At 37.9% G+C, this 16489-nt stretch carries 14 protein-coding genes; 4 read left to right on the forward strand and 10 right to left on the reverse strand.

The window, feature by feature from the left end:
• Positions 1–9: 9 nt before the first annotated feature.
• The 6 genes from HQN86_RS15060 to HQN86_RS15085 all read right to left on the reverse strand — a co-directional run bounded on the left by HQN86_RS15060 (position 10) and on the right by HQN86_RS15085 (position 8279).
• Positions 10–600: a c-type cytochrome gene (locus tag HQN86_RS15060; protein WP_306413930.1), complete on the reverse strand. Its 591-nt coding sequence runs from the start codon at positions 598–600 to the stop codon at positions 10–12.
• A complete protein-coding gene (locus HQN86_RS15065; protein ID WP_048907761.1) occupies positions 593–1129 on the reverse strand; it encodes a DUF3341 domain-containing protein in 537 nt (178 codons plus the stop codon). Before HQN86_RS15065 ends, HQN86_RS15060 begins: the two co-directional genes overlap by 8 nt.
• 2 nt (positions 1130–1131) lie before the next feature.
• Complete coding sequence (nrfD, locus tag HQN86_RS15070) at positions 1132–2604, reverse strand: NrfD/PsrC family molybdoenzyme membrane anchor subunit (RefSeq protein WP_048907762.1); 1473 nt, start codon at positions 2602–2604, stop codon at positions 1132–1134.
• A 23-nt stretch (positions 2605–2627) separates the two neighbouring features.
• Complete coding sequence (locus HQN86_RS15075; protein ID WP_172661723.1) at positions 2628–5705, reverse strand: TAT-variant-translocated molybdopterin oxidoreductase; 3078 nt, start codon at positions 5703–5705, stop codon at positions 2628–2630.
• A gap of 47 nt (positions 5706–5752) precedes the next feature.
• Complete coding sequence (locus tag HQN86_RS15080; RefSeq protein ID WP_246269619.1) at positions 5753–7045, reverse strand: c-type cytochrome; 1293 nt, start codon at positions 7043–7045, stop codon at positions 5753–5755.
• A 253-nt stretch (positions 7046–7298) separates the two neighbouring features.
• Positions 7299–8279, reverse strand: a complete 981-nt coding sequence (locus HQN86_RS15085) for a deoxyhypusine synthase family protein (protein WP_172661725.1) — start codon at positions 8277–8279, stop codon at positions 7299–7301.
• 279 nt (positions 8280–8558) lie between these two features.
• On the opposite strand from HQN86_RS15085, the gene HQN86_RS15090 reads away from it, so the two are divergent.
• Entirely contained in the window at positions 8559–9689 is a 1131-nt protein-coding gene (locus tag HQN86_RS15090; RefSeq protein ID WP_172661726.1) for a BamA/TamA family outer membrane protein, read from the forward strand.
• Here the strand turns inward: HQN86_RS15090 and HQN86_RS15095 are convergent.
• Positions 9686–10486, reverse strand: a complete 801-nt coding sequence (locus tag HQN86_RS15095) for an O-methyltransferase (RefSeq protein WP_246269621.1) — start codon at positions 10484–10486, stop codon at positions 9686–9688. The genes HQN86_RS15090 and HQN86_RS15095 overlap by 4 nt on opposite strands.
• A 17-nt stretch (positions 10487–10503) precedes the next feature.
• Here HQN86_RS15095 and HQN86_RS15100 point away from each other — a divergent pair, with 17 nt between their 5' ends.
• Positions 10504–11373, forward strand: a complete 870-nt coding sequence (locus HQN86_RS15100) for a transglutaminase-like domain-containing protein (protein WP_048907765.1) — start codon at positions 10504–10506, stop codon at positions 11371–11373.
• A 1-nt stretch (position 11374) separates the two neighbouring features.
• Here the strand turns inward: HQN86_RS15100 and HQN86_RS15105 are convergent, their stop codons facing one another.
• From HQN86_RS15105 to HQN86_RS15115, 3 genes are all read right to left on the reverse strand, one after another.
• Positions 11375–12289, reverse strand: a complete 915-nt coding sequence (locus tag HQN86_RS15105) for an alpha/beta hydrolase (RefSeq protein WP_172661727.1) — start codon at positions 12287–12289, stop codon at positions 11375–11377.
• A gap of 2 nt (positions 12290–12291) precedes the next feature.
• Positions 12292–13366 (reverse strand): peptide chain release factor 2 gene (gene prfB / locus HQN86_RS15110; RefSeq protein ID WP_152542455.1). Its coding sequence is split into 2 segments (ribosomal slippage): positions 12292–13305 and positions 13307–13366, totalling 1074 coding nucleotides; the frame shifts between segments, so codons are not numbered across the junction.
• Positions 13367–13443: 77 nt separating this feature from the next.
• Entirely contained in the window at positions 13444–13947 is a 504-nt protein-coding gene (locus tag HQN86_RS15115) for a DUF937 domain-containing protein (RefSeq protein WP_172661728.1), read from the reverse strand.
• Positions 13948–14116: 169 nt separating this feature from the next.
• Here HQN86_RS15115 and pgi point away from each other — a divergent pair, with 169 nt between their 5' ends.
• Entirely contained in the window at positions 14117–15766 is a 1650-nt protein-coding gene (gene pgi, locus HQN86_RS15120; protein ID WP_172661729.1) for a glucose-6-phosphate isomerase, read from the forward strand.
• A 166-nt stretch (positions 15767–15932) separates the two neighbouring features.
• Positions 15933–16478: a DUF4251 domain-containing protein gene (locus HQN86_RS15125; protein WP_172661730.1), complete on the forward strand. Its 546-nt coding sequence runs from the start codon at positions 15933–15935 to the stop codon at positions 16476–16478.
• The last annotated feature ends 11 nt before the right edge of the window (positions 16479–16489 follow it).

Here is a 16489-nt window from a genome sequence, read left to right on the forward strand (position 1 = left end):
TCTTCTTTTCTATTTTGCTTTTTGTAATTGTTGTACATAAAGTACTACTTTCCATCTCTCTTCTGGTGATAATTGAGATGCGTATGAACCCATCATGTTAACACCATATTTAATTGTATGATAAATCTTACCTGCGGATAGATCTTTCATTAAACCGCCCCTTGAAGAGGTTTTCTCAGGATCATGAAATGATGGAACACCATTAATTTTTTCCAATTTAACAAGGTGACCTTGTCCATCACCTTCTTTACCATGGCAAGGTGAGCAAAATGCATTAAATAAATGCTGACCTTGTAAAAGATTCTGTTCGGTTAATGGCAAACTGTTTATCAATTTAACACCAGCTTCTTCATAACCTTCTTTTGTATTTGGATAAACATCTTCCTCAACAAATCCAACCGGAGCGGTATGTTTCGGTGGAGTTTGTGCGGTTTGTCCATTTGCAAAGTTCTTATTTGCCTGATCCGGGTTATAAGCAATCGGATCATACATATTCCTTGCGTATTCTAAACCCGTACTACGTTTATCTCTGCATGCTGAAAAAATAACAGCAGTGGCAAGAATACAAAACGAGGTTAAAACTACTTTATTCCTATTCATAGCTAACATACTTCCTTTCATTATACTTTACTTCTAAAGCACCAGCTTCTTTTAATAAATCATCTATCTTACTGTGCTCAGCATTTTCTTTTGCATCAATAGCAATAATAAACCTGTCATTTGTTGCTCTTAAATCCATTACTCTTGGAGCTCTTCCCGGAAACAAATGGGTTGAAGCATAGTAAGAACCAACCAGACCAAAAGCACAAAATAAGATGGTAAGCTCAAACGTAATTGGAATAAAATCCGGTAATGCGAAATGCGGTTTACCACCAATGTTAATTGGCCAATCATACGCTGCAGCAAAGTACACAAATGACAACATGGTCATTGTACCAGTAATTCCAAAAAAGAAAGCTGCTATATCCAACCTTGAACGTTTAACACCAAGCTTTGCCTCAATACCGTGGATTGGCATAGGTGTATAAACATCATGTATCTTAATGTTATTATCCTGCAATTTTTGAATTCCATGCATCATTTCATCAGGATCACCAAAACTGCCTAAAATATATTTGATATTATTCATTGTTATATTTTTGCGTAATCTTCTTGTTTAACACTATCAAATTTCTCTAAAGACTCAATGTATTCTGCTACATGTTCTTTTTCAAGATGTCCTTCTTTAATCTGCTCCAGTTTAGCTTGCTCACTTGCACTCTTAAGTAATAGTTTTACCTCTGCTATAGCAATAGAAGGCAATACTCTTAAGAACAATAAGAACAACGTAAAGAACACACCTATTGATCCTACGAACACACTTACGTCAACCCAAGATGGATAGAACATAGCCCAGCTCGATGGTAGGTAATCACGGTGTAATGAAGTTACAATGATTACGAAACGCTCAAACCACATACCTATATTTACTACAATAGATAAGATCCAGGTAGCTGCAATACTGGTACGGATCTTTTTGAACCATAACAACTGCGGAGAAATCACGTTACATGTCATCATCATCCAGTATGCCCACCAGTAAGGTCCTGTTGAACGGTTGATGAAAGCATATTGCTCATATTCAGAACCTGAATACCAGGCAATGAAGAATTCTGTTAAGTAAGCAACACCTACGATAGATCCGGTTAAGATAATGATTTTATTCATCGACTCAATGTGGAACATGGTGATGTAGTTCTCAAGACCTAATACTTTACGTGCAACCAATAATAAGGTTAACACCATTGCAAATCCTGAGAAGATCGCCCCTGCCACGAAATAAGGAGGGAAGATTGTAGTGTGCCATCCTGGAATTACCGAAGTTGCAAAGTCCATAGATACAATCGTGTGTACCGAAAGTACCAGAGGTGTAGAGATACCAGCTAAGATGATAGATACAGCCTCAAATCGTTGCCATGTCTTAACGTTTCCAGCCCATCCGAATGACATGATTGAATAAACTTTACGTCTTAATCCGGTTGCGCGGTCACGAATAGTCGCGATATCAGGTAAAAGACCTGTATACCAGAATAAAAGCGATACCGAGAAATAAGTAGAGATCGCAAACATATCCCAAACTAGTGGAGAGTTAAAGTTAACCCAAAGTGATCCGAACTGATTTGGTAAAGGAAGTACCCAATATGCTAACCATGGTCTACCCATGTGAGATACAACATATGTAGCCGCACAAATAACGGCAAATATGGTCATCGCCTCAGCAGAGCGGTTAATAGAGTTACGCCAGTTCTGACGGAAGAGTAATAATACCGCCGAAATCAACGTTCCTGCGTGACCAATACCTACCCACCATACGAAACCGGTAATATCCCAGGCCCATCCTACTGTTTTATTTAAACCCCATGCTCCGATACCGAACCAAAAGGTATACCCCACAGCTACTACCCAAAGGGTAGCACCGCAAAGTGCAATTATAAATCCAATCCACCATGCCCTGTTAGGCTTATTCTCAACTGGCATTAAAATATCGTCCGTAATTTTTGCATACGTGATATTCTTGCCGGTGATTAATGGTTCTCTTAATATTGATTCGTTATGTCCTGACATAATTTATTTTCTTTAATATCAGCTTACGCTTGTACTGTTGTATCTGTATTTCTAATTTTTGTCATATAACCTATACCCGGTTGTACGTTTATCTCTTCTAAAACATAGTAAATACGTTCACTACGTAATGCTTTAGATACTTCCGAGTTAGGATCGTTGCCATCTCCAAAGATGATTGCATTGGCAGAACAAGCTTGCTGACAAGCCATTTTGATATCGCCATCTTTTAACGGGCGTTTTTCAATTTTAGCTTGTAATTTACCTGCTTGAATACGCTGAATACACATAGAGCATTTCTCCATAACACCTCTTGAACGCGTAGTTACATCAGGGTTAAGAACCAACTGAGTAAATTCATTATTCAAGTAGTTATCGAAGCGTGAATCATTCCAGTAGTTAAACCAGTTGAAACGACGCACTTTATATGGACAGTTGTTTGCACAATAACGTGTACCCACACAACGGTTATAAGCCATGTGGTTCAAGCCATCTGATGAGTGTACTGTTGCCAATACCGGACAAACAGTCTCACAAGGAGCATGATCACAATGCTGACAAAGCATTGGCTGATGAACTACAGAAACGTTATCAAGGTTATCTAAATGAGCAATTTCTTTCTCTTTAGTTACTGAATTGATGCCATTTCCATGTTCGCCATGAGCATGTGCCTCTTCTGCATGACCTTCACCTTCAACATTAAAGCTGTAATAACGGTCAATACGAATCCAGTGCATCTCTCTACGTCTGCGTACCTCTGTTTTACCTACAACCGGAATGTTATTTTCCACGTTACAAGCAACAATACAAGAACCACAACCAGTACAAGCATTCAAATCGATTGCCATAACCCAGTTGTTACCTGGCTTCTCATATTTATCCCACAGATCGTAAGTTTTATGCTTTGCGTGGTCATTACCTGAACCAGCAGCGGGATTCTTTTTATATTCTGTAAAAGTAGCTTCGCGAATAATATTTCTACCCTCAAAAGAGTGGTGAGTTTGCGTTTGAGCCAGCTCTTCAGTTTTTCCTGTTCCAGAAAGCTTAACGGTAGTTGCATACTTAGAAGTACCATTAGTAAAGCTTACAAATGGATAAGCATTTTTTCCAACGTTATCTCCAGCTTTACCAACCTTTGTACGTCCGTAACCTAAAGCAACTGAAGCTGTTCCCTGAGCTTGTCCTGGCTGAATAAGCACAGGTAACTCAATTTCATAACCTTTATCGTCTTTTATCGAAACAATATCAAACTCTTTAAAGCCTAATTCTTTAGCAAATTTAGGTGCTAAGGCAATGTAGTTATCCCAGGTTACTTTAGAAACAGGATCAGGTAGTTCTTGTAAGAATGCATTGTTTGCATGTTTACCGTCTCTCATCGGAATACTTTCGTAAACCTGTAACTCGATATCTTTAGCTAAAGCCTTACTGTTATTTACAATCGAAGGTATTACAGCTGCAAGCGATAAGCTAAATGTATATGTGCCGGCAGGTTTCAATGCCGAAGCAAAAACCCCTGTTTGCAATACATCTTGCCATGTTTTACCTAAAGCAGGTAAAATGCTTTTTTCCCAGTTATTACGTACATACTGATAATATTCTTTAACCGGACCGTTAGACCAGATTAAAAGACTTTCCTCAGCCTGACGTGAGTTAAACACAGGGTTAATGGTTGGCTGTACAATTGAATAATATCCTTCATATGCGTTAGCATCACCCCACGACTCTAAATAGTTATGGTTAATGGCAATTACATTACATAATGTTGAAGTCTCATCTTTTCTGTCAGAGAAAGAAACTTTTAAACCAACTTTAGCTAATCCATCAGTAAATCCTTTAGCATTTGCAACGTCATAAGCAGGGTTGCTATCTAAGAAAAATACTGCAGCAACCTCACCTCTGTTCATTTCGTTGATAAACTCAGCAAATTCTGCGTCATTACCAGCGTAACGTTTACAAGGGTTATCAAGATCTATAGTAGTACCGTAGCTACCAATTGCCGAGTTAATTGCATTTACCAATATTTGGGTAGATACATCATTCGAACCTGAAACTACAAGTGACTTTCCTTTATTTTGTAATAATTCTTTAGCTATTAATTTAAGTGCTTTATCAGCAGTAACATTATTAGGTAAAGCAGCACCAGCTAAAGCGTTTCCGGTAATTGCATTATATAAAGCAATTAAAGCAGGTCCTTCTTCTGATAATTTAACCGGAACACGGGTATCTGCGTTTGTTCCTGTTAAGCTCATACCAGCTTCGAATTGGAAGTGGCGAGACATCTTACCAGCTTTCAAAGATTTGTGATCTCTGTTCGAAACGTACTGTGAAGTAAATTCTTCTCCGCTAATCCAGGTACCTAAAAAGTCTGCTCCGAAACTTACAATCAGATCAGCCTTATCAAAGTTATATTTAGGAATAACAGCTTTACCAAAGCTATTTTCATTTGCTTTAATAATACCTGTATAAGAAACAGCATCATACTGAACATGCTTAGTAGTTGGATAAGCAGTTGTAAAATCAGCAACAACCGCTTTAGTAGAGGGGCTGCTTACTGAAGATGAAACAATACGAATTTTCTTTCCTGAAGCCTGAGCCTTATTTAACTCTGCCTGTACAAACTTATCTATCTCAGCCCAGTTACTCTCTGCATCTTTTAATACAGGAGCTTTAAGTTTTGAAACATCATAAAGATCCAATACAGAAGCCTGAGCCTGAGCATCAGTACCACAATTAAACGTTCCTGCATTAGGATTTGGTTCAATTTTAATTGGTCTTCCCTCTCTTGTTTTAACTAAAACACTTTGTCCGTTAAAACTTGAAACATAATAGTTCGGTATACCCGGAACTACCTCTTCAGGTTTAACCAGGTAAGGAATTGATTTGTGAACAGGAGCAGTTTGACAAGCTGCCAGCGTTACCGCACCCAACCCAAAGCCTAAAGCCTTTAAAAAGTCACGGCGTGGAGTTACTGTACTTAACCCTGCTTCATTTAAAACATCTTCTATTGGAAGTGGCTCAGCAAATTCGTTTTTGTTATTTTCAACAAAATCCGGAGTGTTTTTATACTCTTCTAAGCCTTTCCAGTATTTTTTATTGCTTTCCATTTAAGCTATATTACTGTTTATCGAACGTTCTTTTTATTAAACTCTAATTAATAGTGGCACTTACCACATTCTAAACCACCCAAAGCTGCAGGAGTGATTTTCTCACCTTTCTTGATTTTCTCATGCGCTTCAATGATCTTATCATAGAATGCATTTCCTTTAACTTCAAGTTTGGTGTCTTTATGACAGTTAACACACCATTTCATGGTAAGTGGAGAGTATTGATATATCTCTTCCATTGTATCAACCGGACCATGACATGCAAAGCAAACAGGCTCATTAGGTTTCAAACCTTTCTCTTTTCTGATAGCTTCTTCACCTACAACTACGTGTTGAGAGTGATTAAAGTAAGCGAAGTCAGGAAGGTTGTGAACACGAACCCATTCAACTGGTTTTTCTTTTGAGTGATCATAAGTCATAGTTGCCGGATCATATCCAAGGGCAGTATAGATCTTTTGAATCTCTGGTGAAATCTCGCCATCATATTTCTCTGTTGCCTGCACTGATTTGTGACAGTTCATACAAACATTCAAAGATGGAATGGTTGAGTTTTTCGATTTAAATGCACCAGCATGGCAATACTGACAATCAATTTGATTGGTACCTGCGTGCAGCTCATGCGAGAACTTGATCGGTTGTACAGGTTGGTAACCAGTATGAACACCTGTATCCCACATACCCATCCAGCCAAATGAACCTAAGGTTATAATTAAGCCCAGGATGAAGAAAAATACAAATTTCTTATTCTTAAATAATCTTTTAACACCTGTACCTAAAGAAACGCTATCTTCTTCCGCAAGAACAACTCCTTGTTTTTGAAGTATCAAACGCTCTAACATTTTTATCGCACGACCTAAAACGATCAATACAATAATAGATATCAGGATAATTGCGGCAACCCCTGCGATTGAAAAACTGGAAACACCTTCAGAAGCACTTTCTGTTGCTGCTTTATCTCCTTCTTTCTTAGGCTCACCTGCCTTAGCGTAAGCTATAATGTTTTTAATTTGATCATCAGTCAAACGTGGAAATGTTGTCATCTCCGCAGCTGAGAACTTAGAAGCCTCTATGGCTTGCTTGTCTCCTGCATCAACTAACGCTTTCCAGTTTCTGATCCACTTGATTGCAAAAGCTTCATCAAGCTCATTAAGTTTTGCTGTTAATGCCGGACCAGTACTGTTACGATCTAACTGGTGACAAGAATTACAATTATCCTTAAATAGTTTGCGGCCCTCTACTACATCTTGTGCCTGTGTTGCAGAAACGATTAAAACAGATAGAGCCGTAAACATGAATGCCGACTTCCAAACTCTTCTAACGATCAATGAGATATCCCTCATAATGAGTATTTTATGCTATTTTTTAAAAAACTTTATAAACGCAATTGGCTTTTAAACTTAGGTCCTTCACCAAAACGTCCACAAAAGTAAAATTTATTAACTTACCAATGACAAATAAATGACAGTAAATACAATTTATAATCAATCTAAATAGTTCGTTTTTTATGCTTTAAACGACGAAAATCAGCATTTTTTTAAAAATCACTGATTCCATTTTAAGTCCTACTTTCAAAGCAGGACTTGTTAATTTAAATTACATTTTTAATATCCACGCAAAGATCAGTGGCGCCACTATAGTCGCATCCGATTCTACAATGAATTTCGGTGTATTTATATCCAACTTACCCCAGGTAATTTTTTCATTAGGAACTGCCCCTGAATATGAGCCGTATGAAGTTGTCGAATCAGAGATCTGACAGAAGTAACTCCAAAATGGAATATTCTCCATTTCCAAGTCCTGATACAACATTGGAACCACACATATAGGAAAATCTCCAGCTATACCACCGCCTATCTGAAAGAATCCAATTCCTTTACCATCGCTGTTTTTGATATACCAATCTGCTAACCAGCCCATGTACTCAATACCACTTTTCATGGTAGTTGCTTTAACTTCTGATTTCATCACATATGAGGCAAAGATGTTACCCATTGTAGAATCTTCCCATCCCGGAACAACAATTGGCAAATTCTTTTCTGCCGCTGCCAGCATCCATGAATTCTTAGGATCAATTTCATAATATTGTTCCAAATCTCCGCTTAACAACATTTTATACATAAACTCATGCGGGAAATAACGTTCTCCTGCATTGTCTGCATCTTTCCAGATTTTATAAATATGTTTTTGCAATCTGCGAAATGCTTCTTCTTCAGGAATACAAGTGTCGGTAACACGATTGTAATGGTTCTCTAATAAATCCCATTCATCCTGAGGGCTCAAGTCGCGATAGTTAGGAACTCGTTTATAATGTGAGTGCGCAACAAGGTTCATAATATCTTCTTCCAGATTCGCACCTGTACATGAAATAATTGATACTTTGTCCTGACGAATCATCTCAGCCAGTGAAATTCCCAATTCTGCGGTACTCATCGCGCCAGCTAGCGTGATCATCATTTTACCACCTTCATCTAAGTGCGTTTCATATCCCTTAGCTGCATCCATCATTGCGGCTGCATTAAAATGGAGATAATTGCGCTCCATGAATTGAGATATAGGTCCTCTTGTTGTACTCATTTTGATCTTAATTTTGTTGCCGCAAAAATAGGCAAATAATCTTAATGCCCTAATTGTACTTCACCTCTCCTTAAAAACAGGTACAACTACCTGTCTTATCTAAAGCAAGATTCTATCTTAACAATACAAACAACACGGTTTTTCTTCTTATAACGACCTTTTCTCTTCATGTAAAAATCTAGTTAGGATAAGTTCCAAACTTTAGGATTCAATTTCAAACACTGGCCTTAAAGTTGCTAGGCAGAACTGATAATTAAATTTTTCTACTATTTTAGGCCAATGAAGAGAATTTCCCTGTGCACCGTATTTGTTTTAATAGCCCTAAGTTCAATGGCGCAAAAGAAACTAATAGAGCGCTATCTATCTAATAAAACAGATTCCTCACGCAGGCCTAGTTTTATGCCCGTTCCGGTTTTTAGATATACACAAGAAATAGGCCTTGAATTTGGCATTGGTGCACTCTATTCTACTTATCTAGACAGGAAAGACCTTACAAATCGCAGTTCAAATTTTTCAACTGTGCTTTCTGCATCTACTAAGGGCCAATATAACATCTCCTTGAAAGGAGATGTTTGGACAAAACAAAACACGCATCACTACATTGCTGAAGTGCGCTTTAAAAGAATGCCCTTCGATTTTTATGGTGTAGGCAATGAAACTCTTGAGGCAAACGAAGACAGACTCATTCAAGGCTATGTTAAAGTTGGCCTAGAAGCCGAAAAATTACTCCTACCTCATATGTACAGTGGTTTATCTCTTGGCTTTGAAAACTATCATTTTACCGATAAAGAAGTGGGAGGCATTTTTACCACCGACCAAACACTAATCCACAAAATAGGAGGTTCTGTATTCTATGCAGGAATTTCCCAGACATATGACACCAGAAATTCTAACAACTATACAACCAAAGGCTTTTACGGAAAGGTAACCTATCAATATGCACCAGACTTTTGGGGAGGAGAGAATTTCACAGGAAGTTTAATAAAAGCCAATGTTCGCAATTTTTGGTCCTTATCGCCCAAATTTGTCATCGGGGTAAATGGATTATTCCACTCTGTGCAAGGCAAGAACACCCCCTTCTACTTATTACAACAAATGGGTAACGACGAAATAATGAGGGGCTACTATACCGGGCGATACAGAGAAAGGAATTTACTTGCCGCCCAGGCAGAGTTACGCTATCGTTACAACAACAGGTTTGGCGCTGTCATATTTGGTGGCGCAGGACAAGTATTTGATAATGGCGACCTATCCATCAAAAGTTTTAAACCTTCATATGGAGCTGGTGGGCGTTACTTCTTTGATCCTGAAAAAGGATTAAGTGTACGCGTTGATTATGGTATTGGCGAAAAACGCGCAAATGAAAAACGCCAAACCGGTTTTTACATCAGTTTAGCTGAAGCATTTTAAAACTTTATCTTAAAGTGCTCCTTAGCCTGTCCTTTTCTAAAATAAACCAACCCTATCCAAAACAAATCAATTGTAACAACAACCTCCGGGTGATTCTTAATTTCTTGCCAGGCTTCCTTCATTCCTTTACTCCAATATATATCATCAAATATGAGCAGGGAGTTTTCATGAATCTTAGGTAAGCACCAATTGAAATAATTTAATGTAGCCTCTTTTCTATGATTACCATCAATGTAAACAAAATCAAGCTTTTCTGCTTTAGCTATAACGTCAGGAAGTAATACATCAAAATTTCCAACCTGCAATTCAACATTTTCAAGATCCAGTTCTTTAAAATTATTATGCGCAACTTTTGCAGTTTCCGGACAACCCTCAATTGTAATAACATCTGCTTCAGGACAAGCTTTCGATAAATAAGCCGTAGTTATGCCTAAACAAGTACCAAGTTCAATAATAGTTTTAGGATTATTATCTTTTGCTAAACGATAAATCAATTGAGCCAAAGCAGGATTCTTCAATGCGTTCTTCGCAATCTGACTTACCTTCTTTGTTCGGTTCTTATTTAAATGAGAACCTGCACCCAGATCGGTCACAGTTACTAATGAATCGTCATTGAAAAGTTTTTTTCTCTGCGCTTCAATGCTTTTATATTCACTTTTAGACTTAAAATCGTAAATTACCTCATCCGTAAGTTTATAAACAAATGGGGAATGGGTACCATGCCTGCTTTTTGAGGTAAAGCGATGCTTCAGATAATCACTGATAAAGTTAAAAACCATAGCCGCAAAAATAGGCATTCAAATTTGTATGTTTAATGGAAAACATTAAAGAAATAACTGCTTTAGTAAAACTTCTTGATGATCCCGATCAGGAAATCTATCAACACGTTGAGGGACGACTGCTTGAATATGGCAATGAAGTCATTGACTACCTTGAAAATGCCTGGGAACATTCATTAGATTCTTTGCTTCAACAAAGGATAGAAAATATTGTACATAAGATACAGTTTTCAAATGTCAAGGAAGATCTTAATTTATGGTATCAAAGCGGAGCATTTGATCTGTTACAAGGGGCCTTAGTCATTAACCGCTATCAATATCCTGATCTTGATGAGGATAAGGTGATTCTTCAGATTGAAGAAATCAAAAGAGAAATCTGGTTAGGATTGCAATACGAAATGAGTTCTATTGAAAAGATAAAACTCATCAACCATATCTTTTATAACATTTACGGCTTTAGTGGAAATACAAAAAACCACCACGACCCACAGAATTCATATATAAACCAAGTACTGGAAAGTAAAAAAGGCAATCAGATTTCGCTTGCCATCATCTATTCTACACTTGCGCAAAAACTGGATATCCCTGTATATGGCGTAAACCTGCCTCAGCATTTTATTTTAGGATATATAGACGAAAGTAAGCGCGAAGAACAGGAATTTGGAGTTCTTTTTTACATTAACGCATTTAACAAGGGGGCCATATTTGGTAAACACGACGTTGATCAGTTTCTCCGACAGCTAAACCTCGACCCTCTTCCAGGATTTTACGCACCCTGCAGCAACGTAGAGATCATCAGGCGTGTTATCCGCAACCTGATATCTGCTTATGAGAATCTGGGTTCAAAAGAAAAGGTTGAAGAGCTTAAGGAATTACAGGATATTCTGGCAAATACTGAGCTTTAAATTATAGAAACTTATTACTTTTCATCCAATTCGTCAGCCGCTCAAACCAGTCGTCTGATGTGGTTTTGTTATTCAAACCAAAACCATGTCCGCCACCTTGATATAAATGCATCTCTGCCTTAACCTTGTTAGCCACCAATGCCTGATTAAAAATAATACTATTTTGTACCGGCACACCGTTATCATCATTAGCATGAACTAAAAATGTTGGTGGTGTTTGTGGCGTTACATGTTTCTCATTGGAAAAATATTCTTTTTGTGCCTGCGTTGCATTAGCACCTGCCAGATTATTTGCAGAACCTGTATGTGGTGATTCAATAAATGAAATAACCGGATAAATTAAGATAGAAAAATCTGGTCTCAGGCTAAGCTTCTCTTTATTCTCAATTTTCACATCATTGTAGTGAACTGTTAATGTCGAAGCAAGGTGGCCACCTGCAGAAAAGCCCATAATACCAATTTTTGCTGGATCAACGTTCCATTTCTTAGCTTGCCCCCTTACCAGATAGATAGCCTGTTCTGCATCCAGCAATGGCCCAAATGATTTATCAACCATTATTGCATCATTAGGTAAGCGATACTTCAGCACAAATGCAGCTACACCTATATCATTAAATCGCTTTGCAACATTATACCCCTCATGATTAATAGCCAAAATACCATAGCCCCCGCCCGGGCAAATGATAACAGCTGCTCCAGTAGCCTTTTCCTTTGAAGGTAAAAATACAGTAAGCGTTGGTTCAGATACTTTACTGATCCGTATAATTCCGTCATCTCCAACAGGAGCGGTCTCTTTAAAATCTGCAGGTGCTGGTTTTGATCCCGGTATTACGCCGGGATATAATTTAACTATTTCCTGAGCATTCAAATTAGCTGTACACATCAGTATCATTAATAACGAGGTAAAATATTTCATCTTTAAAATTCCATTAAGTATGCTTTTAAAAAGTTGTTTATATCCCCATCCAGCACAGCCTGCGGGTTTGAGGTTTGGTAATTGGTCCGATGATCCTTCACCCTCCTGTCATCCAGCACATAACTCCTGATCTGCGAGCCCCACTCTATCTTTTTCTTACTTCCTTCTACCAAGGCTGTAGCTTCCATACGCTTGCGCATCTCGATCTCGTAAAGTTGCGATTTCAATAAGCGAATAGCATTTTCTTTATTCTGAAGCTGTGAACGCGACTCCTGATTCTTAATAATGATTCCCGAAGGTTTATGATATAAACGAACTGCAGTTTCTACCTTGTTTACATTCTGGCCCCCGGCACCACCCGACCGGAACGTTTCAAACTCTATCTCCGAATCCTTTACTTCAATTTCTATGGTGTCATCAACCAGTGGATATACATAAACCGAGGCAAAAGAAGTATGTCTTCTCGCATTGGAATCAAATGGAGAGATTCTGACAAGGCGATGTACCCCATTTTCTCCCTTTAAGTACCCATAGGCGAATTCACCCGAGATTTCAATTGTAACTGTTTTAACACCCGCTACCTCACCTTCCTGGTAATCCTGCTCACTTACCTTGTATCCATTTTTCTCAGCCCACATTAAGTACATACGCATTAACATATAAGCCCAATCGCAGCTTTCTGTACCTCCGGCACCCGCGGTAATCTGCATTACTGCATTCAGCTGATCTTCTTTGGTTTTGAGCATATTTTTCAGCTCCAGATCTTCTATGGCATTTACACAGAGATCAAACTGTTCCTGCATTTCTGCTTCAGTGGCATCTCCGCTCTGCCAGAAGTCGAAAAGCACTTGGGTATCTTCCATCAGGCTGTTGGCGTGCTGCCAGCCATCAGTCCACACTTTTTTCGAATTGATTTCAGCAATATGTTTTTCTGCTTTCTTTGGGTCGTCCCAAAAATTTGGTTGCAGGGTAAGCTCCTGCTCAATACGAATATCTTCTAATCGGTTTTCAACGTCAAAGGTACCTCCTCAGCGACGCTACTCTGTCCCTTAAATCCTGAATTTGTTCTTTAGTCATAATCACAAATATATAATATAAAACACAAATGGCTACTTAAACAATGTTTAAATAGCCATTTGTGAAAAGAGGGAGAATTAATTAAAAAGCCCCTTTAGTTTATCTACAATTCCATCTCCTTTACCCTCTGCCCCAGTCGCACCATCATTATTTCCTGTAAACATTCCTGTAATATCCGACAGATCGAATTTACCATCCGGCCCTGCAAGGTTACCTAATACGTCTTTAATATTAAATGAACTATCATTTGGATCGTTAGTTTTATTTACAAATTTTTCCATTATTGTAGGAATAATAGAAGCAGCAATACTTTTTGCAGATTCCATGTTGATACCCAACCCCGCCAGTTTTTCTGTAAAACCGGATGACGCCTGATCAACAACTGAACCTGTACCTCCATTTTTAAACGTATCTACTAAACCTCCAATATCTCCTGATGACAGCTTTTCTTTAAGCGCATCAATAATAGAACCTGATGCGGCTTCAATTGCTGCGTCATTTTGCTCATTCGGAACTGCACTATTATTCACAATAGCGTCCTGAACATTTTCTGTTACCAATTGTTTTAAATTTTCAATCATAGCTAGTTTTTTTATGGCAATGGATTGCCTATTATATTTAAATATAGCTAAAATAATTCTCTTGTATGAACTTCCGATGAAACTATGTTTATCATTAAAATATTAAATCTCTGCAATCAAATTTTGTGAAATAAAATAAACCGCTACATTTACAAAAACACTAATTATTATGCTTCCAACAGTAAACTTTACAGAAACCGCCGCTTACAAATACCTGGCCGACCACTTTATTAACATCAATGAAAAAAGCTTAAAACAGCTATTTGCAGAAGATGAAGGCCGATTTGAGAAATTCTCCTTAATATTTGAAGATATCTTGGTCGACTATTCGAAGAACCGAATTGACGATACCACTATAGCTCTGCTCATTCAATTAGCCAGAGAATGCAAATTAGATGAAGCAATAAAGGCAATGTTTAGTGGAGATAAAATTAACCAGACAGAGGGCAGACAAGTATTGCACATCGCATTACGCGAACCTGCCGACGGTGAAATTTTAGTAGATGGCAAAAACGTTGTTAAGGACGTCCATCAGGTGCTTTCAAAAATGGAAAAATTCAGTAATGCCATCATTTCCGGAAGCTGGAAAGGCTATACTGGCAAAGCGATAACTGATGTTGTTAATATTGGTATCGGAGGTTCTGATTTAGGCCCTGTAATGGTTACCGAAGCTTTAAAGGCATACAAAAATCATTTAAACATGCATTTTGTATCAAATATAGATGGCACCCACATTGCAGAAACTTTAAAACAGGTTAATCCTGAGACTACATTGTTCCTGATTGCCTCAAAAACGTTTACTACGCAGGAAACCATGACCAATGCAAATACTGCAAGAAGCTGGTTTCTGGAAAAAGGTGCAAAAGCTAATGACATTGCAAAACACTTTGCTGCCTTATCAACCAATGCAAAAGACGTTTCTGCTTTTGGAATTGATACTGAAAACATGTTCGAATTCTGGGATTGGGTTGGTGGAAGATATTCTCTATGGAGTGCAATCGGATTACCAATTTCATTGAGTATAGGTTTCGATAACTTTAAACAATTATTAGCTGGAGCACATTCCGCAGATCAACATTTTGAAACTTCAGAATTTGAGATCAATATCCCCGTTTTATTAGGTCTTATAGGCGTTTGGTATATCAACTTCTTTAATGCCGAAACTCAGGCCATTTTACCTTACGATCAATACATGCACCGCTTTGCGGCTTATTTCCAACAAGGCGATATGGAAAGTAACGGTAAACATGTAGATCGAAATGGAAATGATGTAAACTATGAAACCGGCCCAATCATTTGGGGTGAGCCTGGTACGAACGGTCAGCATGCCTTTTATCAATTAATACACCAGGGAACACGCTTAATCCCTTGCGATTTTATTGCCCCTGCACAAAGTTTAAACCCTATCGGCGATCATCATCCAATTCTTTTATCGAATTTCTTTGCTCAAACAGAAGCTTTAATGAATGGAAAAACCAAAGAGCAGGTAGTTTCAGAACTTAAAAAAGAAGGTAAGTCAGACGAAGAGATTGACAAACTGGCGCCATTTAAAGTATTTGAAGGTAACAGACCGACCAACTCTATCTTATTAAAGAAAGTTACGCCATTTAGCTTAGGAAGTCTTATAGCTATTTATGAGCATAAGATCTTTGTACAAGGCATTATATGGAACATCTTCAGCTTTGATCAGTGGGGTGTTGAGCTTGGTAAACAATTAGCAAAAAGTATTTTACCTGAACTGCAAGACAATAATGATGTTTCTTCTCATGATGGATCTACAAACGGATTGATCAATCAATACAAAGCCTGGAGAAGTTAAGTATTGAACACTTAGTTTGTGTATTTACTTAAATGATCACATTAAACCTTTTAATGTTAATTTATTCTAACCCAACAGAGTAGCATGATCATATTTTATGATTAAAAAGGTTTAATGCTATTTTATTTGTAAATTGAGATATAAAACACATTTAAAGTAAATCATCATGAAAACGCTTAAAAACACATTACTGTTGGTTATCATGTTCATCGCGATACAGGTTTCTGCCCAAACGGATAAAGAAACCACCGCAAAACTGGTAGAAGCCAAAACTTTGGTATTTAACGCTACAACAGCATTACCAATGGCAAATATGGATCTTAATAAGGTTCTCCAAAGATTTCCGGGAGGGCAGGGAAGCGGAGCAATTCAGCTTAGTGGATCCCAATATACGCTAACAATAGCTAAAGATAGTGTAGAAGCATATTTACCTTACTACGGCAGGGCATACAGTGCAAATTTAAATCCTAACGACTCAGGCATTAAATTTAAATCTAAAGATTTCACCTACAAAACCGAGAAAAGGAAAAAAGGTGGCTGGCTAATAACCATTAGACCAAAAGACACCAAAGATGTACAATCACTTACGCTAAGTGTTGGAGAAAAAGGATACGCAGTGCTTAACGTAACCAGTAACTACAGACAAGCCATTGCATTCAACGGCTTCATTAGCGAGCCCGTTGCAAAGTCTAATAATGCACCTGCTAAATAATTAAAGAATAG

Origin of the sequence: Pedobacter panaciterrae (assembly GCF_013204795.1) — a bacterium.
In the GTDB taxonomy this organism is placed as follows: Bacteria; Bacteroidota; Bacteroidia; order Sphingobacteriales; family Sphingobacteriaceae; genus Pedobacter; species Pedobacter panaciterrae.